We start from the raw sequence: 25,305 nt of genomic DNA, 5'->3' as shown, positions 1-25,305 counted from the left end.
GGAGGGGCGTTGAGAATTGGCGTCCCCCCTGTGGATAGCTTCGGATGCCACGGTAGTCACAGAGGCTGGGAACGGCAACCTGCCTACGGGAATCCGCGCGCGTGTTGCGCATACGTGCAGGGGTCGGGTTGTGGATAATAGCTGTGCGGATCGTGCAGGTGGTCCGGTGTCGAAGCGCGCAGATTTGCTCTGCGCGCCGCCAGGACGTACCCTTAATCGGTTGACTTATGCCTGAACGGCAGATCCCTATGTCTCCGGTCAAAATGATCCCGGTGGCAGCATTCCCGGAGTGATTCCATGAGCAAGCGCACCTTCCAGCCCAACAACCGCCGTCGCGCCAAGAAGCACGGCTTCCGTCTTCGTATGCGTACCCGCGCAGGCCGTTCGATCCTGTCGGCCCGCCGCGCGAAGGGCCGCACCGAGCTCTCTGCGTAAACCGCTGTGCTCGCCCGCCCGTATCGCGTGACCCGCGGGAGCGACTATCGATTGGTCGTTCGACGCGGTTCGCGTTGTGGCGGAGCCCGAGTCGTCACCTCGATGCTGACGACGGGTGAGAGCAGAGCCGCGAGGTTCGGATTCATCATCAGCAAGCAGGTGGGCACCGCTGTGGTGCGCAACACCGTTCGTCGGCGACTCAAAGCCGTCTGTGCGGAAGCGCTGTCACGGGTTCCCGAGGGCACGGATGTCGTCATCCGTGCCCTTCCTGCATCTGCGACCGCGAGCTACGCCGAGCTCAGCGCGGACGTGAACCGGTGCCTCGATCGACTCGCACGGGCGCGGTCATGACTGCTCTTCCTGCATCGTCGATCGGGTCGGCTCGGATGCACTCCGGCGATGTGCTGCGCAGCATCCCTCTGGTGCCGCGAAACCTGGTTCTCGGCTTCCTCACGGGGTATCGCAAGGTGATCTCCCCGATGTATGGAGATGTCTGTGCCTATTACCCATCGTGTTCGGCTTACGCTGTAGGGGCGGTGCAACAGCACGGCGCCGTGCGGGGAACGATGCTCTCGGCATGGCGCATACTCCGTTGCAATCCCTGGAGCCACGGCGGCGTCGATGACGTCCGTCAGCACGAACACTTCCGCTATGACCTGACCGCTCACGGTTTCGTCGTCCCTGCCCGAAAGGATTGATCGGTGGGTCTTGACCTTCTGCTCGCCAGCACCACCCCTTCGCCGGAGCCCGCCTCCGGCGGCTTCGATCTGATCGGAACCATCCTCTGGCCGCTCAAGTGGGTCGTCGAGCTCGTGCTCGTCGCCTGGCACTGGCTGCTCACGGCCGTTGGTCTTCCTGCGGCATCCGGTCTGACCTGGGTGCTCTCGATCGTGGGACTGGTCATCGTCGTTCGTGCTGCGCTGATCCCGCTCTTCGTGAAGCAGATCAAGAGCCAGCGAAAGATGATGGAAATTGCTCCTGAACTGCGAAAAGTCCAGGAGAAGTACCGTGGCAAGAAGGATCAGCTGTCTCGCGAGGCGATGAGCCGCGAGACCATGGCCCTGTACAAGAAGCACGGCACGACGCCGATGTCGAGCTGTCTTCCGCTTCTGGTTCAGATGCCGATCTTCTTCTCGCTCTTCAGCGTTCTGAGCGATGTGACGAAGCACCACAACGCCGGCATCGGCGGAGTCGGCTTCCTCAATGCACAGCTCACCGAGCAGTTCTACGACGCGAAGCTCTTCGGGGTCGCATCTCTGCACGAGACGCTGGGCAACGCTGTGGACGCAGGGAACACCACGGCTATCATCATCCTCGTCACGCTCGTCGTGCTCATGATCGCTTCGCAGTTCTTCACCCAGCTGCAGATCATCTCGAAGAACCTGTCGCCTGAGGCCAAGACCGGCCAGGCGTACCAGATGCAGAAGATCATGCTCTATGTGCTGCCGCTGGGCTTCATCTTCTCGGGCATCTTCTTCCCGCTCGGCGTCGTCGTGTACTGGTTCATCTCGAACCTCTGGACCATGGGGCAGCAGTTCCTCGTGATCCGCGAGATGCCGACTCCCGGTTCAGAAGCCGCGAAGGCTCGCGAAGAGCGACTCGCTCGCAAGGGCAAGGCGATCGACTCGTCGGGCAAGGTCGTGCCGATGGCCGCCTACGAGGCCGAGCAGCAGCGGCTGCTCGAAGAAGCCGAGCGCGTCAAGGCACAGACACCCAAGCGCCAGCAGCCGGTGGGCAAGAAGCGTTCGAAGAAGAAGGGGAGCGGTTCGTGACCGACAACGTGACCGAGACCGTGGAGCCCACGGTCGCAGAGCTCGAGAACGAGGGCGACGTCGCCGCCGACTACCTCGAGGAGCTTCTCGATATCGCCGATATCGACGGAGATCTGAACCTCGATGTCCGTCAGGGCCGAGCATATGTCTCCGTCGAGGCAGAGGGTGATGGGTTGTCTCTGCTGTCAGCGCCCGACACGGTGCAGGCGTTGCAGGAGCTGACCCGTCTTGCCGTTCAGAGCAAGACCGGTTCCTTCTCGCGTCTGATCCTCGATGTGGGTGGATCCCGGGACACCCGTCGTCGCCAGCTCGAGACGCTGGTCAACGCCGCTGCGGCCAAGCTCGACGAGGGAGCATCTCAGGCTTCACTGCCGGCGATGTCGAGCTACGAGCGCAAGCTCGTTCACGACATCGCCGCTGATCAGGGCCTGGTGTCGGAATCATACGGCGAGGGCGCGGACCGTCATACGGTTCTTCGTCGTCGCTGACGTTTCACGTGAAACATTGATCGGGATGTGCTGTGACTGCTGTCGAAGAAGAGCCCGCGGTCGCCGTCGATCTCTTCGGAGATCAGATCGCGCTCGCGAGGCAGTTCACCGCGGCACTCGCCGAGCACGGTGAGGAACGCGGCCTGATCGGGCCGCTGGAGCTTCCCCGTCTGTGGACGAGACACGTCCTGAACAGTGTGATCGCGGCCCCGCTATTCCATGGCTCGGTTGCCGACATCGGATCCGGAGCAGGGCTACCGGGGATCGTGCTGGCGATCGCACGTCCCGATGTGCACTGGACGCTCATCGAGCCGATGGAGCGTCGCGTCATCTGGCTGAACGAGCAGGTCGAAGCTCTCGGCCTCGCTAACGTCGATGTGCTGCGCGCTCGAGCCGAAGAAGTCAGCCGGCCCGGCGGGTTCGATGTCGTGACGGCACGGGCGGTCAGTGCGTTGAAGAATCTCATCCCGTTGACGGCGCCGCTGGTGCGTGATGGGGGAGAGCTCACGCTGCTGAAGGGGATGAACGCCCCGAACGAGATCGACGCCGCCCAGAAGCAGATCAAGAAGTTCCGTCTCAGTGACGTGCGCGTCGAGGTGCTGGGAGAAGATGTGCTGCCCGAGACGACCCGCGTCGTTCGGGCCGTCGTCCGCTAGTCTCGTTCTTCCTCGAGCAGGGGTACGCCCTGCTGTTCTGCTGGTTCATGTATTGATCTTGGCGATCCAGCTCGTGGTTGTGCTGGTCCCGCTCCTGCGGAGTGGTCTCTGCGGGGTGGTTCGCGTGGTGCGGGCTCCGGGATGTTCTCTTCATTCGCAGAGTGGGTCCCTCCCCGCAAGCGGGGGCCCCTCCCAATGCTCACTTGCGAGAACAGCCCTGCGCCCGCCGGCCCCGCAGGAGGATAACCGTGCTGAGGAAACGAGGTTGTCGAGGCGTTCAAGTACTAGGGCAGTGTCGGAGTGCGGCGTCTTGCTTCGCTCGACGGCTGCGCGTGTAGCCCCGGTACGCGGCGTCTTCATCAGCGCTACCAGGATGCGTGACGCGGCGGGAATGAATGTGTGGTTTCGTCGGAAGCACGCGGAGCATCGGCGGTGGTGAGTGACGGCATTCGGCGGGACAGTACGGTTGTTTCACGTGAAACAGTGATGTTCGCTTTGATGGATTGGGGGTCCCGGCCGGAGAGGATGAGGCGGGCTGGGACGTGATCTGTGACTGTGGCCGAGACCCAATGGACTAGTACTCGCTCGAAGCGCCATCGTCTCGTCGGTGTGCTCGGCCGTCGGGATGTCTCTTCACTCATTGTTCTTCGGCCGTTTTTCCTTGGGCGTTGTTCCTTGGTCGTCGATCGCCGGTTGTTGTTCTCACGCTCCTTGTCCGTTTGTTTCTCGCGCCTCGCAGATCGTCGATCAGTGGTGTGTGGCGGCGAGCTGTCTGGGGCACCCAGTGCGGTGATGGGTATCGCCAGCCGAGCGTGGGTGTGTGTGAACCAGGGACGCAGCCACCCGATTCGACACCTGGGGCGCATCAGCCATACGGGCCCATGGGGGAAAGGATCCGGGCTGCAGGATTACGGAGCCACGCGCGCGGCGGGGTAGCGCGGGTATCGACCATCGGGCGAACGTATGGGTCCTGCTTCGTGTCGATGTGCCTTCGGCCGGATGGCACCGTCTGCCCAGAGACATTGCACGGTTTGGCTGGCTGCTCGGTGTGGAGAGATATCGTTTCACGTGAAACGGCGGCGTTGGCGTCCGATCAACGCGGGGTACCGGCGCTGCTTTGACGATCGCGTTCGTCATCTGGTCCCCATGACTGCCCTGTTTCGTGAAGTGATTGCGGAGCGACTAGGCGCAGGGTTTCACGTGAAACAGAGCGATCCTCATCGAAGGAACGGCTGCCGGGCAGCGGTGCCCCCATGTACGCAGCACCATTGCGCTGCATCGCTCTGCAAGATGATGAGGGCCTTCGAATGCATCGTGTTTCACGTGAAACGATGACATCCGTCTAGCGGCCGAGGCGGGCGGGAGCTGGTTCGTCAGTGTGATGAGAGGTTCGCACGCGGGCGACTCTGCGGTGAACACGAACGCGCAGGGTGGACGCTATGGAACGGGGGGTAGACGTCCGGTAGTCGGGCGCGATGAGCGCTGATTACTGAGAGCGACCATCACCTGTTCGGTGTACTGGCCGGCGTCGTTCTCAACCAAGCGCATCGTCCGCCGCTGTCTACCTGCAGTTGTTGAGCCACCGAGCCTGCGGAAGACGGGGCTCCGGCACGGGATAGGCGAACTTGGCCCACGACAGATGATGGATGTTCCACGTGAAACATCGGTAGCGTAGCGGGATGGCTCGGGTTCTGATCACGGGGATGTCTGGAGTGGGTAAGTCCAGCGTGCTCAAGGAACTGGGGGAGCGGGGATACTCGGTGGTCGATACGGACTACGGACATTGGAAGACGGAGTCGGGTCTATGGGATGAAGTGCTCATGGGCGCCCTGCTCGGAGAGAGCACTGAACTGATCGTTGCGGGGACTGTTGAGAATCAACGCATGTTCTATGACCGCTTTGACCATGTGGTGCTGCTCTCTGCGCCGTCAGAGGTGATTCTCGAACGAGTCCGCGCGCGAGCGTCCAACCCGTACGGCTCCACTGCGACCGAACAGGCGGAGATCGTCGCCAATTTGGAGACGGTGGAGCCCCTGCTTCGACGGAGCGCGACGGTCGAGTTCGACGCAACACAGCCGCTCGATGCGGTGGTGGCTGAGATCGAGGGTCTTCTCGATCGACCAAGCCGTTTCACGTGAAACAGCCAGTGCACTCTCTCTGAGGATCATCACACCCGAGGCAGTCTGCAGTGGAGAGGCTGGCACCCGAGAACATGTGAGGTGAGGGTGCGCCGGTTGGCCGTTCCGGAGCGAATAGCGGAAGGGGTCTCCGCATGTGGGGAAGGGTTCCCCGCATGTGGGGAACCCTTCCCCCAGGGACAGAGGGAGGATCCCGGAGGTGCATCCGCAGATCTTCGACCGGTACGTGGCCCTTCAGCTGCGTTCTCGAGCAAGGCGCCACACCCCAGAGTCTGCGCAGCACGCAAGTAACGTCCGCCACAGCGATTAGAGTGGAACACGGCCCCGAAAGGAGTGGATGTTTCACGTGAAACAGCCCGAAAAGGCATCACCGAAAGACACATTCGGGATGGATACGCCGCTCGCGCGGGAACTCGCCGACCTCTCTGCTCGTCGCCGGGTGCTCGAGTCGGTAGCCATCGACTTCAGTGGTGACACCCGCATTCTGACGGTGTCGAACCAGAAGGGTGGAGTCGGCAAGACCACCAGCGCCGTGAACGTCGCGTCCGCCCTGGCAGGGCTCGGAGCGAAGGTGCTGGTCATCGACCTCGACCCCCAGGGCAACGCCTCGACAGCACTGGGTGTGCCCCATAACGCAGACACCCCGAGCGTCTATGACGTGCTGATCGAAGACTTCCCTCTGGCTGACATCATTCAGCAGAGCCCAGAGGATGAGAACCTCTTCTGCGCGCCGAGTACCATCCACCTCGCCGGCGCTGAGATCGAGCTCGTGGCGCAGGTCGCACGAGAACATCGGCTGCGTCGGGCGGTGGAGGAGTATCTCGTCGACAACCGGATGGACTTCGTCATCATCGACTGCCCGCCGTCGCTGGGCCTGCTGACGATCAATGCCTTCACAGCGGCGAACGAGGTGTTCATCCCCATCCAGTGCGAGTACTACGCGCTCGAGGGTCTGAGCCAGCTGCTCGGCAGCATCCAGATGATCCAGAAGCACCTGAACCCCGGCCTTCACCTCTCGACGATCCTGCTCACGATGTTCGACGGGCGCACGCGCCTGGCGCAGCAGGTCGCCGATGAGGTGCGCACTCACTTCCCGGAGCAGGTGCTCGACACCGTGATCCCGCGTTCGGTGCGGGTGTCGGAGGCACCGAGTTTCGGCCAGACCGTGATCGCCTACGATGGGCAATCCGCCGGCGCCGTCGCCTACCGTGAGGCTGCCGTCGAGATCGCGTCGCGCAAGACGACGCAGAGCAAGGAGAAATGATGGCGAAGCGCACTGGACTGGGCCGGGGCATCGGTGCCCTCATCCCCACCGCGGATCAGTCGGAGCGGCCGGTGGACGTGTTCTTCCCGGGAGCGAACCTGCGACCTGCGACACAGCAGACGAGCGATCAGCCCGCCGAGGCTGTCGCCGAACTCGAGGTCGTGCCCGGCATCCACCTGATCCAGATCGACCCGCAGAAGATCGTTCCTAACCCGCGTCAGCCGCGCACGCACTTCGACGCCGAAGACCTCGCCGAGCTCGTGCACAGTGTGCGCGAGTTCGGTGTGCTGCAGCCGGTCGTCGTTCGCAAGAACAGCGACGGCGAGTACGAGCTGATCATGGGGGAGCGGCGCACGCGTGCTGCGCGCGAGGCAGGACTCGCCGCGATTCCCGCGGTGGTGCGTGAGACCGCAGATGAAGATCTTCTGCGCGATGCTCTGCTCGAGAACCTGCACCGCTCGGAGCTGAATCCCCTCGAAGAGGCATCGGCCTACCAGCAGCTTCTCGAGGACTTCGGAATCACCCAGGAAGAGCTGGCGACCCGCATCGGGCGCTCTCGTCCGCAGATCAGCAACACGATCCGTCTGCTGAAGCTGCCGGTGCCCGTGCAGCAGCGTGTGGCCGCAGGCGTGCTCACGGCCGGACACGCGCGTGCGATCCTGAGCCTCGAGACACCGGAGGCCATGCAGCGCCTCGCAGACAAGGTCGTGAACGAAGACCTCTCGGTGCGCGCCACCGAGGTGGCCGCGAAGGCGGAGCCGGCGGGCCCGGGACGCACGGCGAAGCCGACTCCGGGTGCACGTCGCGCCTACCTCGACGAGGTGGCCGTCAACCTCGGAGATCGACTGAACACCCGGGTCAAGGTGTCACTCGGAGCGCGCAAAGGCCAGGTCATCATCGATTTCGCGTCGATTCAGGATCTCAACCGCATCCTCGAGGAGCTGGGCGAATCCGGGTACGGATCGGCGTGATGCCTCCCCAGGCGGTGTGAGCGGTCGTAGACTCGCGGCATCGCCACGATGAAGGGGAGACCATGTCCACTGCGCAGAGTCCATCCGGTTTCCAGCGAAAAGTCATAGCGGTCAGCATTGCTGCTGCTCTCGGTGGCTTCCTCTTCGGCTTCGACACCGCCGTCATCAACGGCGCCGTGGACGCCCTGGCGGGGGACGTCTCGGGATTCGATCTCGGCGTGGGGCTCAAGGGCTTCGCCGTCTCGTCAGCACTGATCGGATGCGCCGTCGGCGCGTGGTTCGCCGGACCGATCGCGAACAAACGCGGTCGCATCCCGGTGATGGTCGTCGCAGCAGTGCTGTTCTTCATCTCAGCAATCGGGTCGGGTCTCGCTTTCAGCGTCGTCGACCTGATCATCTGGCGCGTGGTCGGTGGGCTCGGCGTCGGTGCAGCATCCGTCATCGCTCCCGCCTACATCGCAGAGGTCTCGCCGGCGAAGATCCGAGGTCGTCTCGGATCGCTCCAACAACTCGCCATCGTCACGGGTATCTTCGCCGCACTCCTCTCGGATGCGCTTCTGGCCAACATCGCGGGTGCGGCCGATCAGCCGCTGTGGGGGCTCACGGCGTGGAGATGGATGTTCATCGTCGAAGCGATTCCCGCGCTCGTCTACGGCATCATGTCGCTTCGACTCCCGGAATCACCGCGGTATCTTGTGCGGACCGGAGACATCGCACGCGCTTCCGAAGTGCTCCAGACCGTCACGGGCGCTGTCGACGTCGACGCGAAGATCAAAGAGATCACGAGCACGATCGACACGGAGCGCAAGGAGTCTCTGCGCGACCTGCGAGGCAGCCGACTGGGTCTGAAGCCCATCGTCTGGGTGGGCATCCTGCTGTCGGTGTTCCAGCAGTTCGTCGGCATCAACGTGATCTTCTACTACTCCACGACTCTCTGGCAGTCCGTCGGGTTCGACGAGTCCAGCGCACTGCTGACGTCGGTGATCACCTCGGTGACGAACATCGTGGTGACGATCATCGCCATCCTGCTGGTCGACAAGGTCGGCCGCCGCATCATGCTGCTCGTCGGCTCGGTGGGCATGACCGTGACGCTCGGCCTCATGGCCCTGGCCTTCTCGTTCGGCACCCTGGACGCGGAGGGAGCAGCGACGCTGCCTGACCCCTGGGCCACAGTCGCTCTGATCTGCGCGAACGGCTTCGTCGTCTTCTTCGGAGCCACGTGGGGTCCGCTCGTGTGGGTGCTTCTGGGAGAGATCTTCCCGAACTCGATCCGCGCCGGGGCACTCGCGGTCGCCGCGGCGGCGCAGTGGGTGGCCAACTTCTTCATCTCGACGACGTTCCCGATCTTCGCCGACATCGGTCTCACGTTCGCCTACGGCTTCTACGCGTTCTTCGCTCTCGTGTCGTTCTTCTTCGTGTACTTCAAGGTCCCCGAGACCAAGGGCAAGGAGCTCGAAGAGATGACGGACGAGCTCAAGGTGGAGCGCCGCGGCACCCGCAAGGCCACGTAGGCTGGAAGCATGACCGAGTCCGTTCCCCGCCGCGCCAGCCTCGAGGTGCTGCGAGCAGAGGCCTCGGACGAGATCGCGGTGCTGATCCAGGAGCGCCTCCTGAGCGGAGAAGACCCCTGGGACTTCATGGAGGAGCTGCCGAGCGTCGATGAGCTCGTGGTGTACCTGCTGCGCGCAGACAACATCAACGCGAACGACGGTCTGCGCCCCAACGCAGCGCGTCATTACCGTGTGCTGCGCCAGATCGCCCTGGAGTATCCAGAACTGACACCGGCCGTGTGGGGGCTTCTCGATGAGAAGCAGCGGCATCGTCGCTGGGATCCCACCGTCGCCGACGCATCCTGAGCAGCGACATCAGCCCATGCCTCGGATGCTCGTGAACTACGACCCCGCGTGGCCGAAGAGATTCGACAGCATCGCCGCGGATCTGCGGGCCCGGGGGAGCGCGGATTGGCTCGTCGAGCACATCGGGTCGACCGCGGTGCCGGGGATGCGCGCCAAGCCGGTCATCGACCTGGCGATCAGGATCAGCGACCTCGAGGACTTCGAGACGCACAGCGCGGCGCTCGAGGTCGTCGGATGGCGGCGCGGCAGCAGCGTGAAGACGCATCCGGTGATGATCCTCGAAGACGACGGCATCCGCACCGCGATCGCGCACTTCTTCGTCGAGGGGGAGTGGGATGCCGTGCATCAGCGGGTGCTGAGGGACTGGCTGCGGGCGCATCCTGACGATGCCGACCGCTATTCGCACGCCAAGTGCGACGCTGTGGCCGCTGCCGCCCGCGGGACGTCGTCGTACAACGCCGCCAAGACGCCCGTGATTCAGGAGATCGTCGACCGAGCTCGCGCCGCCCGCGGACTGCCGTCTGTGGACGTGTCTGACAAATAGGGATCTGACGCCGCGACGGAACGAGAAAGGGCCGCCACTCCCGAAGGAGTGACGGCCCTTGTGACGCGGGTGTCAGCCGATGAAGGCTGCGAGGTCCTGCTCGAGGGCGGGCTTCGGCTTGGCGCCGATGATGGTCGTCTTGACCTCACCGCCCTGGAACACCTTCATCGCGGGGATCGAGGTGATCTGGTACTTCATCGCCAGCTGCGGGTTCTCGTCCACGTTCAGCTTGAGGATGGTGATCTTGTCGGGGTTGTCGGCCTGGATCTGGTCCAGAACGGGGGCGACCATACGACACGGTCCGCACCACTCGGCCCAGAAGTCCACGAGGACGGGACCTTCGGCCTGCAGAACGTCCTGCTCCCAGGTCGCCTGGCTCGTAGCCTTTGCACTCATCAGAGTTCTCCTTGTTCGAGGTTCGCCTACTACAACAGCAGGCGAGGTGAAACTGTTCCCGACCGCTCAGGCGGTGATGATCTCGGCGGCTTCCGCAGCCGGGAACTCGACGGAAGCATCCTCAAAATCCGCGAGGAAGTGCTCGGCATCCAGAGCCGCGACCGTTCCGGAGCCGGCAGCGGTGATCGCCTGACGGTAGGTGGGGTCGATGACGTCGCCGGCGGCGAAGACACCGGGCACCGAGGTGACCGACGAGCGGCCGTCGACCCAGATGGTGCCCTCTGCGGTCAGCTCGAGCTTGTCGTGCACGAGGTGGGTGCGCGGGTCGTTTCCGATCGCGATGAACAGACCGTCGAGGGGCAGATCGCTGAGCGTGCCGTCGACCGTGTCGCGCAGCTGCACACCCGAGACGGAGTCGCCACCGAGGATCTCGGCGACCTCGCTGTTCCACACGAACTCGATCTTCTCGTTCGCGAACGCGCGCTCCTGCATGATCTTCGAGGCCCGCAGCGAGTCCTTGCGGTGGATGACGTAGACCTTCTCGGCGAAGCGGGTGAGGAACGTCGCCTCTTCCATCGCGGAGTCGCCGCCGCCGACGACGGCGATCGTCTTCTCACGGAAGAAGAAGCCGTCGCACGTGGCGCACCACGAGACTCCGTAGCCCGAGAGGCGCTCTTCGCCCTCGATGCCGAGCTTGCGGTAGGCCGAGCCGGTCGCGTAGATGAGCGACTGGGCCTCGTGCACCGTTCCGCTGCCGAGCGTGACCTTCTTGACAGGGCCGGCGAGGTCGAGCTCGGTGACGTCGTCGTAGACGACCTCGGTGCCGAACTTCTCTGCCTGCTCCTGGAACTTCGCCATGAGCTCGGGACCCTGGATCCCCTCGGGGAAGCCCGGGTAGTTCTCGACCTCGGTGGTGTTCATCAGCTCTCCGCCGACCTCGACCGTGCTCGCGATGAGCAGCGGCTGGAGGTTCGCGCGCGCCGCGTAGATGGCGGCGGTGAATCCGGCGGGACCGGAACCGATGATGATGACCTGACGCATGTGCTCTCCGTCGTAGATGCTGAGACGCCGAAAGACGTTCGACTGCTTCAACCAATGGTAACCGCGCGACATTCCCGCGCGCGGGGCGGTCAGCGACCTGGCAGGAACCTGCGCAGCATCGAGCCCGCGACCTTCAGCTCGGGCGCCCGCAGAAGGGCCAGGATGCCGATGTAGACGACCACGACGGCGACGCCGATGATGCACGTGCCGAGGGCGCCCTGGACCTTATCGGCGGTGGTCCAGCCCGTCGGGCCGCCGAGGAGCAGGAAGACACCCCATCCCGCGACTCCGGCGGGGATGGCGGCGATCGCGAAGCGCAGGATGGCGCTCATCCAGGTGCCGATCTCGAGCCCGCCGATCTTGCGATGCAGCAGCCAGACGGCGACGACCGTCTGGATCGTGCTGGCGATCGACTGCCCCAGCGCGATCGCGGCGGCGAGGGAGGTGACCTCGAAGACTCCGGCGGCGAGCAGCCACTGTGCGACGAGCGCGCTGACGACGACCAGGGCGCACTGGAAGAGCGTGAACCAGAAGGGCGTGCGGGTGTCACCGTAGGCATAGAAGGTGCGCTGGACGATGAACAGGATCGTCAGCGGCACCAGACACACCAGGAAGCAGACGAGCACGAGAGCTGCCGCCTGCGCATGTGAGGCCTCGTTCGTGAACACACGCGACGCGGGCACGGCCGCGGCGGCGACGGCCGCGACGGCGACCGCGATGAAGAAGAGCAGGGTGCGGATGCTCTGAGCGATGTCGCCGCGGACCTCAGCGTCTCTGCCGGCTGCGGCATGCTCGCTGATCTGCGTGAAGTAGGGCGTTCCGATCGACAGCACGATGATCGAGTACGGCAGCATGAAGATGAGCCAGGCGTACTGGAACGTGGCGACCGATGCCCCCTTGCCGGCGGCCTCGGTGAGGATCTGGGTCTGGACGAGACCGGCGACCAGGCTGGCCAGGGCCATCAGGAATGTCCACCCGGCGAGCTTGCCGACCGTGCCCAGCCCGACACCGCGCCAGCGGAAGTCAGGCCTCAGCGCGAGCCCTGTGCGCCTCCAGAAGATCAGCAGGATGCCTGCCTGGATCAGGATGCCCAGCGTGGCGGTTCCGCCGAGGGCGGCGATCATCTCGGGCGTCCACTCGGCGACCCGCGTGAGGGGCCCCCCGAACAGGGCTCCGATGACGAGGAAGCCGACGATCGACACGATGTTGTTGACGACGGGCGCCCAGGTGAAAGGACCGAAGATGCGCCGGGCGTTCAATGCTTCGCCGAGAAGCGCGTACAGGCCGTAGAACAGGATCTGCGGCATGCACCAGTAGGCGAAGGCGGTCGCGAGCGCGAGGAACTCGGGTGAACCCTCTTTGCCCGCATAGAGCCAGACGAGCCAGGGGGACGCGATGGTCGCGATCCCCGTGATGGCGACCAGCACGACCGTGCCGAGGGTGAAGAGCTTGGAGATGAACGCGTTTCCGCCGTCGGCATCGGCCGCAGCCTTCACGATCTGCGGGATGATCACGGCGGTCAGCACGCCCACTGAGATCAGGGAGAACACGTTGTTCGGCAGCTGATTCGCGATGGCGAACGCGTCGGCCGCTCCGGCATTCACCGAGCCGATCACACCGACGAGCACGATCGTGCGCAGCAGACCTGTCACGCGCGAGACGAGCGTGCCGGCGGCGATGACGGCGCTGGCGCGCCCGAGACTACTCATTCGACTCCTCGACGGATGCGGCGTCGGCATCCGTCTGCTTGGATTCGGCAGATCCGACCGTCTCTGGCGCCGCCTCACGGCGTCGTCGGCGGACGGTGCGGATGATCCCGAGTCCCAGGAGCAGCACGATGATGCCGCCGAACAGCGCGAGGCCGATGGTCTCCCATTCGGCACGCACCGAGACTCGGACGTTCTCGGGCTGGCTGATCTCGACGCCGGTGGGGCTCGAGAGCTCGAGACGCAGCGTGACCTCGCCGCTGCCGACGCGGGCCGACACGGGGACCTTGACCCTGGTGGTGGTGCCCGCCTGGATCGTCGCCGGCGTGACCGACTGCACGTCGAGTCGCGGATCGCTGGGGCGCACCGAGAGGACGATGTTCACCGGCCACGGCAGCTCGTTGCGCACCGAGAAGGGGAGGTCGGCGTTGGCCGACAGCAGCTGGATCGTGCTCGCCGGCGGGATGTCGACGGCGTTCAGCGTGTCGGTCGTCGCGGTGTTCACGCCGGCGACGGCCTCGTCGAAGCCCTTCTCTCCGAGGCCGACCGCGGTCGCTCGCATGATCTGGATGCGCTTCGGGCTCAGCAGCAGCTGCCGGTCGTCGAGGATCGACGCGAACTCTCCGAGCACGACCTCGCTGTCGAGCATGCGCTGCAGTGCGGTGGCGCGCGTGACGTCCTGTTCGGTCGTGAGGGTGACGGGTGCGGCCGGAGCGGCCAGAACGCCGCTGAGTCCGAAGCCGAGGGAGTCGACGGCCGAGATCGCCTCGCCCAGCGCCTCGGCGGTGCGCGTCTCGTCGCGGTCGAGACCGATCAGCCGCGGCACCGACGGGTTCGCCTGCGCGGACAGATAGAGATGTGCGCTCGCTTCGGCGAGCCAGCGCTGCCGGATGGCGGTGTCGTTCTCGTTCGAGGCCTTCGACAGGGCATCGGATGCCTCCGCATCCGCCACGAGAACGCTCTGGGCTCCGACAGCGGCGCGTGCACCGGTGGCTCCGCTGACGGACGTCGACGACAGCACCGTCACGGCGGCGTCGCCCATATAAGAGGAGAAGGCGGTGAGGTCGGCGGCCGCCACGTCGCTGCGCGGCCAGAGGATGCCGGGCACAGCGCTCTCGACGGCGGTGAGCTGCGCGTCGTCAGGCAGCACCGGGCCGTCGGTCGGCTCGGGTGTGGGTTCGGGAGTCTCGGTCGGGGTGATGGTGGGCGCCGGGGTCTCGTCGACCGCAGCGGTGAAGTTCGCCGGATTCAGGAAGGGGGCGAGCGTCGTCGGCTGCAGAAGGGCGGTGAGGCCGGCCTGGGACTGTGTCGTGGCATCCGCGTCGCCGAACTGCAGGGCGAACCGTTCATTGGGGAGAGCATCGAGCCGGCGCAGCCACTCGCGTGCGCTCTCGGAGGCCGCAGAGCCCAGGGCCTTGATGGCCGCAGGGATCGCCGGGTCGATCGCGAGGATCGCCGAGGTGCCGCTGACACCCTCGAGCACGGCCGTCAGATCACCGTCGGCCGCGGTGAGGGTGTTGAGCTCGTCAGCGGTGAGAAGAGCACCGTCGAGCGGAGTCGCCGTGATCGGCACCATCACGGCGACGGACTGGGTGGTCGCCGCGGTCACGACGAGCACGGTCGTCGAGGTCACGGTCTCGGCCGCGGCATCCTGCCCGTCGTTCTGCGCTCCGCTGAGGGTGGCGCGCATCGGGTAGACGCCGGGCGCGAGATCGCCGAGGGTCTCGGGTGGGATGAAGAGGCTCGATGTCACAGAGCCTTCAGCGTCGACCGGCGCCGTCGTGTCTGTTCCCAGTTGGTCGAAGCCGCCGGAGGCCTCTGACTCGTCGAGCCACGAGGTGATGGCGGCCCCATCGGCGAGCGGGGTGCGGTTCAGCTCGACCGTGACTCGACCGGCCGACAGGGCCGACGTCGCGTCGTTCTCGATGGTCAGAGAGGCGGTGGTCGCACTGCCCGGAGAGACGGTGCCGCGAACGCCCGCACTGAGGAAGAGCTCGACGGGGGGCTGCTCCTCGGACTCCGGATCGCTGGCCGCGGATGCGCTGCCTGCTCCGAAGCCGAGCAATCCGAGAGCGATCGCCGGGATGACGGTTCCGCATGCCAGGCGCCGTAGGCGCGGGCGGAGGCCGTTCTCGAGGGTGGTCGCGGTCATGAAGGTCTTCCTCGAACGCCGGGATCACAGGCGGTTCGTGAGTGCTGACCTTGTGATTCTAGGCGGGTGGCCGAATGAGAACCCTGAAGACGCGTAGAGTGACGGCCGTGTCCGACACCCAGTCTCCCGTGCCCGATCGACAGCTGAGTGCCGCGCTCGCCGCGGATCTCGACGCCGCCGACCTGCGTTCCGAGCCCCTGAGGCGGCTGTGGGGAGAGGAAGCGGACGACGCTCTGGGCCGCGGGATGCGCGAGCCCATCCTGCGCGCGATCGCCGGCGATGCCGGCGCTCTCGCCACTCTCGGCCGGCTGCTGGTGCTCGGGATGCCGCAGCCTCTCGACCCCGTGACCTCTGCGCTGCCGCGCCTGGGCGCCGAGGGTCTCGTCGCTCTGGGGCTCGCGTGGATCGACGGCGACGCGGTGGTGCCCGCCGCGCTGCTGCGCCCGCAGTCGTTCGTCGACGCCGACGGCATGGGCGAGTGGTGGATCGCCAGCGATCTCGATGAGACGGCCCTCGCCGGCGCACTGCCGGCCGATCACGTGCTCGGTGTGGGTGGCGCGTCTCGCACCCTGGCGGAGATCATCATGCCGATCGAGGTCGATCGAGCGCTGGACCTCGGAACCGGATGCGGCATCCAGGCGCTTCTCGTGGCGCGGCATGCGGGCGCGGTCGTGGCCACCGACATCTCGGCGAGAGCCCTCGCCTACGCCGAACTCAACGCGCAGCTGAACGGTGTGACGAACATCGAGTTCCGACTCGGCAGCATGTTCGAGCCGGTCTCCGGTGAAGCATTCGACCTGATCGTGTCGAATCCTCCGTTCGTCATCACTCCTCGTGTCGAGGGGGTGCCGGAGTACGAGTACCGCGACGGCGGCCTCGTCGGAGACGCCCTGGTCGAGCAGTTCATCCGGTCGGCGCCCGACCACCTCACCCCCGGGGGCACCGCGCAGCTGCTGGGCAACTGGGAGTCGCGCGGCGCCCAGGCGTCGCTGACCGGGCGGGCGGGACTCGATCGACTCGCCTCGTGGGTGCCCGACGACCTCGACCTGTGGGTCGTGCAGCGCGAGGAGCTCTCGCCTCTCGGCTATGCCGAGCTCTGGATCCGCGACGGAGGCACGACGCCGCGCGATGCCGCCTTCACGCCGCTGCTGACCGCGTGGCTCGACGACTTCGCCGCGCGCGGCGTGACGGCCGTCGGTTTCGGATACATCCTGGTGCGGCGGCCACCGGCACCGGGCACCGCACCCCTGCGGCGCCTCGAACGTCTGCCGCAGCCGGTGTCGAACGTGGGCGGTGCGCTGCGTGCCGGCCTCGCGGCGCACGATCTGCTCGCGAACGGCCTTCCGACGACACTGCTCACCGCCCCCGACGTCACCGAGGCCCGCCACCTGCTGCCCGGCAACGACGACCCGAGCATCATCGAACTGCGCCAGGGCGGCGGCTTCGGCCGCACCATCGCCGTCGACCCGGCGCTCGCGGCGTTCGTCGGTGCGTGCGACGGCGAGCTCACGGTCATGCAGATCGTGGCGGCTCTCGCCGACCTGTTCGAGGTGCCGCTCGCGGTGCTGTGGGTAGACGTCGAACCGCGCATCCGCCAGCTGGTGCTCGACGGCCTGCTGACACCTGGCGAAGGATGAAGGAATACTCGATGACTTCCATGCGTTCGAATACACCATGAAGGCTTTCGGATTCCTCTCGTTCGGGCACTACGCCGATGTGCCCGGTTCGGCGACCCGCACGGCGGGCGACATGCTCAAGCAGACCATCGAGATCGCTGAGGGCGCTGACGAGATCGGTGTGAATGGCGCCTCGGTGCGCGTGCACCACTGGGCGCGGCAGGCTGCATCGCCCATGCCGCTGCTGTCGGCCATGGCCGCACGCACGAAGCGCATCGAGGTCGGCACCGGCGTCATCGACATGCGTTACGAGAACCCCTTCCAGTTCGCTGAAGAGGCGGCGGCGCTCGACCTGATCGCCGACGGACGCATCGCGCTCGGCGTCAGCCGTGGTTCACCCGAGACGGCGCTTCGCGGATACGAGACGTTCGGCTTCCACGACGAGGAAGACCCCGAGCGGGGCAGCGTGATCGCCCGGGAGAAGTTCGACCTGTTCTTGCGGGCCATCGACGGCGAGGGCCTCGCGCCCGGCGACCCGCGCATGGTCGGAGCCGGTCGGTATCTCGCGATCGAGCCGCAGTCGCCGACCCTGCGCGACCACATCTGGTGGGGTTCGGGCTCTCGCGCCACGGCCGAGGAGACCGGACGCAAGGGACTCAACATGATGAGTTCGACGCTGCTGACCCGAGGGTCTCAAGGGCATCGACCTCACCGTCAGCAAGGGCGGGGTGGTCTGCATCATCGGGCCCTCCGGCTCCGGCAAGTCGACGCTGCTGCGCTCGGTGAACCTGCTGGAAGAGCCGACCGGCGGCAAGGTGCTCATCGAGGGCATCGACATCACCGATCCCGATGTCGACATCGACCGGGTGCGCACCCGCATCGGCATGGTCTTCCAGCGCTTCAATCTGTTCCCGCACCTGGATGTGATGGGCCACCTCATGATCGCGCAGCAGCGCGTGAAGAAGCGGTCGAAGACCGAGGCTGCCCGCATCGCGACCGAGATGCTCGCGCGGGTCGGCCTCGCGGAGAAGGCCGACGCGTTCCCCGGCCATCTCTCGGGCGGTCAGCAGCAGCGCGTCGCGATCGCTCGGGCGCTGTGCATGAACCCCGACATGATGCTGTTCGACGAGCCGACGTCGGCGCTCGACCCCGAGCTGGTCGGCGAGGTGCTTCAGGTCATGCGCTCGCTCGCCGACGAAGGCATGACGATGCTCGTCGTCACGCATGAGATGGGGTTCGCTCGCGAGGTCGGGTCACGTCTGATCTTCATGGACGGCGGGCACATCGTCGAAGAGGGCGACCCGCGAGAGGTGCTGGCCAATCCGCAGCATCCGCGAACGCAGGACTTCCTGGCACGAGTTCTCTGAACTCGCGGTCGAACGACTCGCTTCAACGAAAGACCCCCTCCCGCTGACTCAGCAGGAGGGGGTCTTCGTATGAAACATCGGGTGCGTCGTCAGGCCTCGACGACCTCGGCATCCGCGGCGTTGCGGCGGACCGAGTCGATGCCGTTCAAGGCGGAGGCTTTCGAGGAGTAGCCCTCGCTGATCGCTATGACCTCGCCGTTGCCGGACTTGAGGCGGAACCTGTACTCGCCGGACTTGTCGGTGTACAGCTCGAACGTGCCTGCCATGAGACGTCCTTTCTCTGTCGTGTCGAGGGATCGACGCCCTCGGGGATCACGGTATCCCGGAGTACTGGCCCGGGGCTAGAGGGCGATTCAGCCCCGAGGATGCACCGCCACGGGCTCCGGCGCGACAGCGATGCGCACGCGATCGCCGAACGCCGGGTGGATGCCGGGGGAGTGCTGCAGGCGCACCAGCTCACCGGATTCTGTGCGGACGAGGGTGCGGCGCATGCTGCCGAGGAACGTGCTCTCCTGCACGAGCGCGTCGGTCGCGGCATCCGCCTCCGTCGCGAAGTGCACGTTCTCGGGGCGCAGGTAGACGTCGACGGGGCCGTCGGCCGGTGACTGCAGGGGCAGCTTCTGGCCCCACACCACGACATAGTCGCCCTCGGCGACGCCCGAGACGACGCTCGATAGGCCCACGAAGGCGGCGACGCCCGCGGTCGACGGAGTCGTGTACAGCTGCTCCGGGGTGCCGATCTGCTCGATCCGGCCGGAGTTCATCACGGCGATCCTGTCGGAGACCGCGAGGGCCTCCTCCTGGTCGTGGGTCACGAAGACCGTCGTGATTCCCAGGCGCAGCTGGATGCGGCGGATCTCGTCGCGCAGCTGCACCCGCACCTTCGCATCGAGTGCCGAGAGCGGCTCGTCGAGCAGCAGCACCTTCGGCTCGGTGACGAGTGCGCGCGCGAGCGCCACACGCTGCTGCTGTCCGCCCGAGAGCTGATGCGGGAAGCGCTCGGCGAAATCGGTGAGGCCGACGAGCGCGAGAGCGTCGAGCGCCCGCTTCGCGGCCTCCGCCTTGCCCACGCCACGGCGCCGCAGCCCGAAGGCCGTGTTCTCCGCGACGCGCAGGTGGGGGAACAACGAATACGACTGGAACACCATGCCGATGTCGCGCTTGTTGGTGGGCACGCGCGAGACGTCCCCGCCGTCGAGGAGCACCGCGCCGCTGTCGAGTCCTTCGAGGCCCGCGAGAACACGCAGCAGCGTGGTCTTGCCGCAGCCGGACGGGCCGAGCAGGGAGACGAACTCGCCAGGCGCGATGTCGAGGTCGACACCGTGCAGCACGGTGGTGCCGGAGTAGCTCTTCGCGATGCCCTGAAGCTGCACGCGGGTGCCCTCACCGGCTTCGGCGAGGAGCATGTTGTCGGCGGTCTGGGGGAGGGTCATGAGCGGGCCTTTCCGGTGCCGCGGGCGACGCGGCCGATGAGGAGAAGAAGCAGGAAGACGAACAGCAGCGCCAGCAGCGTGAAGATCGCGGGAGCGTAAGGGTCCTGCTTCTGCACGACGACCATGGCCGTCTGGAACACCTGGCGGTTGAGCAGGGAGGCGATCGTGAACTCGCCCAGCACGACGGCGATCGAGATAAGCGACGCCGCGAGCAGCCCCTGCCGGAGGTTCGGTGCGAGCACCTTCAGCACCACCGTCGGCCAGCTCGCTCCGAGCGACCGGGCGGCCTCGGCCAGGGTGCGCAGGTCGGCGGCGTCGATGGACGCCTGGATCGAGCGGTATGCGAAGGGCAGCACGGTGATGCCGTAGGCGAAGGCCAGCGTCCAGGTGCCGGTGCCGAGGGCGCGACCGATCTGCAGGTAGATCGGAGCGAGGCCCACGACCAGCACGATCGCGGGGATCGAGATCGGCAGCAGCACGGCGAACTCGAAGATCGGCTTGAGCTTGCCGAAGCGCAGGTTCACCAGGATCATCGTCGGCGCGAGCAGCAGGAGCACGATCGCGACCGTCACGAGCGCGAGTATCAGCGAGTTGCCGAGACCCGTCCAGATCGGCTTGATCGCCGCGGACCCCGCCGGGTCGAAAAGTGCTGCCCAGCGCTCGAAGCCGAGGGTGCCGTCGGTCTGGCGCAGCGTGTAGAGGAAGGTCGAGACCAGTGGAATCGCGAAGAAGGCGCCGACCACGATGCCGATGATCCACCGAGTGGCGAGAGAGGGGCCGAGACGGTTCATGACTGCCACCTCGCGGCTCGTCGCTGGATGAGGGAGTACAGGGCCATGACGATCCCGACGATCACGATCATGCCGAGCGCGAGCGCGCCGGCCAGATTCTCACGGCCGAGCACGGTCTCGCTCGTGAGCGACGCGCGGATCTGCAGCGGCACGATCTGTGCGCCCTGGCTGGCGAGCGCGGCAGCGGTGGCGTACGACGAGAACGCGTTCGCGAACAACAGGAGCAGGCTCGCGAGGAACGAGGGGGCGAGCACCGGGATGCCGATGCGCAGCCAGAAGCTCGAGCGTGTGCCCCCGAGCGTGAGGTTCGCCTCGGCCCACTGCGGCTTGAGGGCAGCGAGCGCGGGCATGAAGGTGATCACCATGAGCGGGATCTGGAAGTAGATGTACGGCAGGATGAGCCCTGGAAGCTCATAGAGCCAGGTGCCGTTCGCGAAGATGTCGATGCCGAAGGTGTCTTGCAGGAAGACCTTGAGCACGCCCTGGATGCCGATCGTGGCGATGAACGCGAACGCGAGCATCACGCCGCCGAACTGGGCGAGCACGCCGGCTGCGGCATCGACCGTCGAGCGGACGCCGCCGTCGGGGTTCATGCCGAGCAGCGCGTAGCAGACGAGGGCGCCGGCGACCGCGCCGACGACGGCGGTCAGCAGTGAGAGGCCAGCCGAGTTCGCGAAGGTGGTGAGTACCACCGGGTCGCCGAGGGCCGAGAGGTTCGACCAGGTGAAGGAGCCGTCCTTCGTGAAGAAGCCGGAGCCGATGGCGAGGATGGTCGGCACGGCGAGGAAGAGCAGCACGTACGCCGCGAACGGGACGAGACCGAGCCAGGCGACGGACGGCGCGAAGCGCTGGGCCCGCGACGAGGTCGCGGGCCCAGCGCTGTGCGCTGCGGGAGAGACGGGGGCGGATGCCGTGGCATCCGCCCCCGCAGCGGTGGCAGTGGTCACTGGACCGCCGCTGCCCACTTCTCGCCGAGCAGGGTGCCGGCGTTCGTCGACTGCTCCTCGGTCGGGACGACCGTCTCGCTCGGGACCTCGGGAAGGGCCGCGGCCAGGTCGGCGTCGATGGTGCCGGCCTCGGTCATGGCCTCCATGCGAGCCGGGCGTGCGCCGCCCTTGAGCCACAGGTTCTGGGCCTCGTCGCTGTAGAGGAACTCCTGCCACAGGCGCGCGGCCGCGGGGTTCGGGGCATCCTTGTTGATCGCCTGGTTGTAGTAGCCCGCGTAACCGGTGCCGTCGAGCACGACGACCTTCCAGTTCTCGTTGTCGGCGGAGTGCGCGGCGTTCAGGTAGTCCCAGTCGAAGACGACGGGGGTCTCGCCGCTCGCGACGGTCGCCGTGGTGACGTCGACCTTGAGCAGGTTGCCGGCCTTCTGCATGTCGGAGAAGAAGTCGATGCCCGGCTGGAAGTCGTCGAGGGATCCGTCGGACTGCACCGTGGCGAGGCCCACGGCGGCGAAGGCCGCACCGGCCTGCGTCGGGTCGCCGTTGATGGCGACGGCACCCTTGTAGGCGCCATCCAACAGGTCGTCGAGGGACTCGGGGGCGTCGAACTTCGACGAGTCGTAGCCGATCGACATGTATCCGCCGTAGTCGCCGACGAAGAGGCCGGTCGGCTCCTTGAGCTCATCGGGGATCTCGTCCCACGTCTGCACCTGGTAGGGCGCGAACACGTCGGTGTTCTGCAGCGCGACGGTGAGGCCGAGGTCGAACACGTCGGGCGCGGTGTCGAGGCCCTCGTTCGTCTTCGCGGCCTGGATCTCTTCGGCGCTCGAGACGTCGGGGGACGCCTCGTTGATCGTGATCTCGGGGTACTTCTCGGCGAACAGGTCGAGGATCTCGCCGTAGTTGGCCCAGTCGCGCGGAAGCGCGATGACGTTGAGCTGCCCCTCGGCCTTGGCGGCCTCTTCGAGCTCGGCGAACGATCCGAAGTCCTCGACCGAGGTCGCGGACGCGGCGTCGACCTCGTCGCTGCCGGCCGCGGGGGTCTCGGCGCCCGTCGCGCAGGCGGTCAGGCCGAGCGCAGCGGTGGTGAACAGGGCGATGCCGGCGCCGATGCGCGCACGGCGGTGGAAGTTGGTCATCAGGGTCCTCTCGGTGCCCGGCGCTGTGTGCCGGATTCGGGTTGCGAGAGGACACTATGAGCCGAGGGTTGCCGATGATCGCGGCCCTGGTGAACGCGAGATGTCCGGGTCGTGGCGGGTCGGAGCGGGGTTCAGCCGCGCGGCACCGAATCCGTCGGCACCGAGTACTTGAAGCCGACGTGCGAACCCAGATAGCCGAGTCGTTCGTAGAACCGGTGTGCATCGGTGCGGGCGGCATCCGAGGTGAGCTGCACCATCGCCGTCCCCAGCGCCGGCGCCGCGTCATCGGAGACCCAGCGCATCACGGCCGTGCCGATGCCCGACGAGCGCAGGTCGCTGCGCACTCGCACGGCCTCGACGAGCAGACGCTTCGCGCCGCGTCGAGCCATACCGGGAATCGACGTGAGCTGCAGCGTGCCGACGACCGCTCCGTCGAGCTCGACCACGAGCAGGTCGTTCGACGGGTCGGCGAGGATCTCGTCGAGGGCGGATGCGTAGGCGGGACGATCCTCGACCGAGGCGACGTCGCCGCGCGAGGCGCTGATCGGGTCATCCGAGAGCAGCGTGATGATCTCATCCGTGTCGCCGGTGACGGCTCTGCGCAGGGTCGCGGCGCCCGCCCGGGAATCGATGGAGAAGGGCAGCGGGAGAGCGTCGAGCATCCGTCCAGTCTGACATCCTGGACGGATGGACATCGGCAGTGTGCTCGGGCTCGAGCAGCTCACCTGGGGCACGCTGATCCTCGTGGTCGTGGCGGCGTTCGCGGCCGGGTGGATCGATGCCGTCGTGGGCGGAGGAGGGCTCCTGCAGCTGCCCGCGCTGCTGCTGATCCCCGGCATCTCGCCGATCCAGGCTCTCGCCACCAACAAGCTCGCCTCTGTCTTCGGCACGGCCACCAGCAGCGTCACCTACTATCGGCGCGCGAAACCCGACATCCGCACCGCTCTGCCGATGGCCGCGATCGCGCTCGTCGGATCGTTCGGCGGAGCCGCCGTCGCCACCGTGCTGCCGGCAGCGGCGTTCAAGCCGATCATCGTGGTCGCGCTGCTCGCCGTCGCGCTCTTCACGGCATTCCGTCCGCAGATGGGCGCCGCGACGCGACTGCGCTTCAGCGGGCACAAGCATCACATCATGGCGGGGCTGTCGGGTCTCGTGATCGGCTTCTACGACGGTCTGATCGGCCCCGGCACCGGCACTTTCCTGGTGATCTCGCTCGTCGCACTGCTCGGCTACGACTTCCTGCAGGCGAGCGCGAAGGCGAAGATCGTGAACCTCGCCACGAACACCGGCGCCCTGCTGCTGTTCATCCCGCACGGCGCGGTGCTGTGGCTTCTCGGAGGCATCCTCGCGGTCGCGAACGTCGCAGGCAGCTATCTCGGCTCGCGCATGGCGATCTCGCGCGGAACGACCTTCATCCGCGTCGTGTTCCTCGTCGTGGTGGTCGCCCTCATCGCGAAACTCGGCGTCGATGTGTGGAACGAGAACATCGCGCCCGCGCTCGCGTCGCTGCGCTGAGCATCCGTCATCCTGCGTGCGCCTCGCACGTCCGATCGCACTTCGTGAGTCCGGTTCGGCGCGAGACGGACTTCTGGAGCGTAATCCGACTCGTGGGGCGCGCGACGGAGGTGGATCGGGGCGAAGGCCGGGCAGGTCACGCGAAGAGGCCCCCTCCTGCCTGAGCAGGAGAGGGCCTCAGGATTCGAGGGTCAGGCCTCGTCGTCTTCGGGCTCGAAGTCGACGCCGGCCTCGGCGCGCTGCTCGGCCGTGATCGGCGCGGGCGCGGCCGTCAGCGGGTCGAAGCCGTTGCCCGACTTCGGGAACGCGATGACGTCGCGGATCGACTCGGTCTTCGTGAGGTGCTGCAGCACGCGGTCCATGCCGAGCGCGATTCCGCCGTGCGGCGGGGCACCGAACTTGAACGCGTCGAGCAGGAAGCCGAACTGCTCCTGTGCGAACTCGTCGCTGATGCCCATGACCTCGAACACGCGCTTCTGCACGTCTTCACGGTGGATGCGGATCGAGCCGCCGCCGAGCTCGGATCCGTTGCACACGATGTCGTACGCGTAGGCGAGCGCCGATCCGGGGTCGGTGTCGAACGTGTCCTGGAACTCCGGCTTCGGGCCGGTGAACGCGTGGTGCACGGCGGTCCACGCTCCGGCGCCGACGGCGACGTCACCGGATGCGACGGCATCCGCTGCCGGCTCGAACATCGGTGCGTCGACGACCCAGGTGAACGCGAATTCGTCGGGGTTCAAGTAGCCGGGACGGCGGCCGATCTCGACACGGGCGGCGCCGAGGAGCGCGCGGCTCTCCTTCGTCGACCCTGCGGCGAAGAACACGCAGTCGCCGGCGGATGCGCCGACGAACTCCGCGAGACCCGCCTGCTCGGCCTCGGACAGGTTCTTGGCGGCGGGGCCGCCGAGCGAGCCGTCTTCGTTGAAGAGCACGTAGGCGAGACCGCGGGCGCCGCGCTGCTTGGCCCAGTCCTGCCACGCGTCGAGCTGCTTGCGCGGCTGGCTCGCGCCGCCCGGCCTGACCACAGCGCCGACGTACTCGGCCTGGAAGACCCGGAACGGGGTCTCGGCGAAGTCCTCGG

The 25,305-nt window shown here is 66.6% G+C and carries 24 protein-coding genes and 3 pseudogenes; 16 read left to right on the top strand and 11 right to left on the bottom strand.

Annotated features, from left to right (window positions below; genetic code table 11):
* Positions 1-297 precede the first annotated feature (297 nt).
* From rpmH to J7E68_RS01800, 12 genes and pseudogenes are all read left to right on the top strand, one after another.
* Entirely contained in the window at positions 298-435 is a 138-nt protein-coding gene (rpmH, locus tag J7E68_RS01855) for a 50S ribosomal protein L34 (protein WP_042541555.1), read from the top strand.
* 6 nt (positions 436-441) lie between these two features.
* The gene (gene rnpA / locus J7E68_RS01850; protein WP_215169326.1) at positions 442-786 is read left to right on the top strand and encodes a ribonuclease P protein component; all 345 of its coding nucleotides are present in this window, start codon (positions 442-444) and stop codon (positions 784-786) included.
* Complete coding sequence (gene yidD, locus J7E68_RS01845) at positions 783-1,133, top strand: membrane protein insertion efficiency factor YidD (RefSeq protein WP_215169324.1); 351 nt, start codon at positions 783-785, stop codon at positions 1,131-1,133. Before rnpA ends, yidD begins: the two co-directional genes overlap by 4 nt.
* 3 nt (positions 1,134-1,136) lie before the next feature.
* Positions 1,137-2,207 carry a membrane protein insertase YidC gene (gene yidC / locus J7E68_RS01840; RefSeq protein WP_215169322.1) on the top strand — a complete coding sequence of 357 codons (1,071 nt, stop codon included), beginning with the start codon at positions 1,137-1,139 and terminating at the stop codon, positions 2,205-2,207.
* The gene (locus tag J7E68_RS01835; RefSeq protein WP_215169320.1) at positions 2,204-2,695 is read left to right on the top strand and encodes a R3H domain-containing nucleic acid-binding protein; all 492 of its coding nucleotides are present in this window, start codon (positions 2,204-2,206) and stop codon (positions 2,693-2,695) included. Before yidC ends, J7E68_RS01835 begins: the two co-directional genes overlap by 4 nt.
* A gap of 32 nt (positions 2,696-2,727) precedes the next feature.
* Entirely contained in the window at positions 2,728-3,351 is a 624-nt protein-coding gene (gene rsmG / locus J7E68_RS01830) for a 16S rRNA (guanine(527)-N(7))-methyltransferase RsmG (protein WP_215169318.1), read from the top strand.
* Between the two features lie 1,679 nt (positions 3,352-5,030).
* Positions 5,031-5,489, top strand: coding sequence for an AAA family ATPase (locus J7E68_RS01825; RefSeq protein WP_215169316.1), 459 nt, complete (start codon positions 5,031-5,033; stop codon positions 5,487-5,489).
* A 388-nt stretch (positions 5,490-5,877) separates the two neighbouring features.
* The gene (locus J7E68_RS01820) at positions 5,878-6,753 is read left to right on the top strand and encodes a ParA family protein (RefSeq protein WP_215169314.1); all 876 of its coding nucleotides are present in this window, start codon (positions 5,878-5,880) and stop codon (positions 6,751-6,753) included.
* Complete coding sequence (locus J7E68_RS01815; protein ID WP_215169312.1) at positions 6,753-7,724, top strand: ParB/RepB/Spo0J family partition protein; 972 nt, start codon at positions 6,753-6,755, stop codon at positions 7,722-7,724. Before J7E68_RS01820 ends, J7E68_RS01815 begins: the two co-directional genes overlap by 1 nt.
* Positions 7,725-7,783: 59 nt before the next feature.
* Positions 7,784-9,235 (top strand): annotated as a pseudogene (locus J7E68_RS01810) (sugar porter family MFS transporter); the annotation flags it as partial.
* Positions 9,236-9,244: 9 nt separating this feature from the next.
* On the top strand, positions 9,245-9,580 hold the full coding sequence (locus J7E68_RS01805; RefSeq protein WP_215169309.1) for a tryptophan synthase subunit alpha: 336 nt from the start codon (positions 9,245-9,247) through the stop codon (positions 9,578-9,580).
* Between the two features lie 31 nt (positions 9,581-9,611).
* Positions 9,612-10,124: a GrpB family protein gene (locus J7E68_RS01800; RefSeq protein WP_215169307.1), complete on the top strand. Its 513-nt coding sequence runs from the start codon at positions 9,612-9,614 to the stop codon at positions 10,122-10,124.
* Between the two features lie 72 nt (positions 10,125-10,196).
* Here the strand turns inward: J7E68_RS01800 and trxA are convergent, their stop codons facing one another.
* From trxA to J7E68_RS01780, 4 genes are all read right to left on the bottom strand, one after another.
* Positions 10,197-10,520, bottom strand: coding sequence for a thioredoxin (gene trxA / locus J7E68_RS01795; protein ID WP_042541543.1), 324 nt, complete (start codon positions 10,518-10,520; stop codon positions 10,197-10,199).
* 66 nt (positions 10,521-10,586) lie between these two features.
* Positions 10,587-11,561: a thioredoxin-disulfide reductase gene (gene trxB / locus J7E68_RS01790; protein ID WP_215169330.1), complete on the bottom strand. Its 975-nt coding sequence runs from the start codon at positions 11,559-11,561 to the stop codon at positions 10,587-10,589.
* 89 nt (positions 11,562-11,650) lie between these two features.
* The gene (gene murJ, locus J7E68_RS01785; protein ID WP_215169305.1) at positions 11,651-13,270 is read right to left on the bottom strand and encodes a murein biosynthesis integral membrane protein MurJ; all 1,620 of its coding nucleotides are present in this window, start codon (positions 13,268-13,270) and stop codon (positions 11,651-11,653) included.
* Complete coding sequence (locus J7E68_RS01780; RefSeq protein ID WP_215169302.1) at positions 13,263-15,419, bottom strand: DUF6049 family protein; 2,157 nt, start codon at positions 15,417-15,419, stop codon at positions 13,263-13,265. Before J7E68_RS01780 ends, murJ begins: the two co-directional genes overlap by 8 nt.
* Before the next feature lie 74 nt (positions 15,420-15,493).
* Here J7E68_RS01780 and J7E68_RS01775 point away from each other — a divergent pair, with 74 nt between their 5' ends.
* The 3 genes and pseudogenes from J7E68_RS01775 to J7E68_RS01765 form a co-directional block, all read left to right on the top strand.
* A complete protein-coding gene (locus J7E68_RS01775) occupies positions 15,494-17,056 on the top strand; it encodes a methyltransferase (protein ID WP_215169300.1) in 1,563 nt (520 codons plus the stop codon).
* A 37-nt stretch (positions 17,057-17,093) separates the two neighbouring features.
* Positions 17,094-17,756 (top strand): annotated as a pseudogene (locus J7E68_RS01770) (LLM class flavin-dependent oxidoreductase); the annotation flags it as partial.
* Positions 17,722-18,402 (top strand): annotated as a pseudogene (locus J7E68_RS01765) (amino acid ABC transporter ATP-binding protein); the annotation flags it as partial. The pseudogenes J7E68_RS01770 and J7E68_RS01765, both read left to right, overlap by 35 nt.
* Before the next feature lie 89 nt (positions 18,403-18,491).
* Here the strand turns inward: J7E68_RS01765 and J7E68_RS01760 are convergent.
* The 6 genes from J7E68_RS01760 to J7E68_RS01735 all read right to left on the bottom strand — a co-directional run bounded on the left by J7E68_RS01760 (position 18,492) and on the right by J7E68_RS01735 (position 23,371).
* Complete coding sequence (locus tag J7E68_RS01760; protein WP_215169298.1) at positions 18,492-18,668, bottom strand: YegP family protein; 177 nt, start codon at positions 18,666-18,668, stop codon at positions 18,492-18,494.
* 87 nt (positions 18,669-18,755) lie between these two features.
* Complete coding sequence (locus tag J7E68_RS01755; RefSeq protein WP_215169296.1) at positions 18,756-19,835, bottom strand: ABC transporter ATP-binding protein; 1,080 nt, start codon at positions 19,833-19,835, stop codon at positions 18,756-18,758.
* Positions 19,832-20,626 carry an ABC transporter permease gene (locus J7E68_RS01750; RefSeq protein WP_215169294.1) on the bottom strand — a complete coding sequence of 265 codons (795 nt, stop codon included), beginning with the start codon at positions 20,624-20,626 and terminating at the stop codon, positions 19,832-19,834. The genes J7E68_RS01755 and J7E68_RS01750 overlap by 4 nt, the downstream gene beginning before the upstream one ends.
* Positions 20,623-21,573, bottom strand: a complete 951-nt coding sequence (locus tag J7E68_RS01745; RefSeq protein WP_215169292.1) for an ABC transporter permease subunit — start codon at positions 21,571-21,573, stop codon at positions 20,623-20,625. Before J7E68_RS01745 ends, J7E68_RS01750 begins: the two co-directional genes overlap by 4 nt.
* Entirely contained in the window at positions 21,570-22,709 is a 1,140-nt protein-coding gene (locus J7E68_RS01740) for an ABC transporter substrate-binding protein (RefSeq protein WP_215169290.1), read from the bottom strand. Before J7E68_RS01740 ends, J7E68_RS01745 begins: the two co-directional genes overlap by 4 nt.
* A gap of 131 nt (positions 22,710-22,840) precedes the next feature.
* Positions 22,841-23,371 carry a GNAT family N-acetyltransferase gene (locus J7E68_RS01735; protein WP_215169288.1) on the bottom strand — a complete coding sequence of 177 codons (531 nt, stop codon included), beginning with the start codon at positions 23,369-23,371 and terminating at the stop codon, positions 22,841-22,843.
* Positions 23,372-23,396: 25 nt separating this feature from the next.
* Between J7E68_RS01735 and J7E68_RS01730 the strand changes: the two genes are divergently transcribed.
* Entirely contained in the window at positions 23,397-24,224 is an 828-nt protein-coding gene (locus tag J7E68_RS01730; protein ID WP_215169286.1) for a TSUP family transporter, read from the top strand.
* Positions 24,225-24,415: 191 nt separating this feature from the next.
* Here J7E68_RS01730 and J7E68_RS01725 read toward each other — a convergent pair.
* A partial coding sequence (locus J7E68_RS01725) for an amino acid--tRNA ligase-related protein (RefSeq protein ID WP_285224689.1) occupies positions 24,416-25,305 on the bottom strand: 890 nt, incomplete at its 5' end.

The sequence above is a fragment of the Microbacterium sp. ISL-103 genome, from assembly GCF_018613995.1.
Classification (GTDB): domain Bacteria; phylum Actinomycetota; class Actinomycetes; order Actinomycetales; family Microbacteriaceae; genus Microbacterium.
The sequence above is the reverse complement of the archived record's forward strand: the minus strand, read 5'-3'. Positions and strand labels throughout refer to the sequence as shown.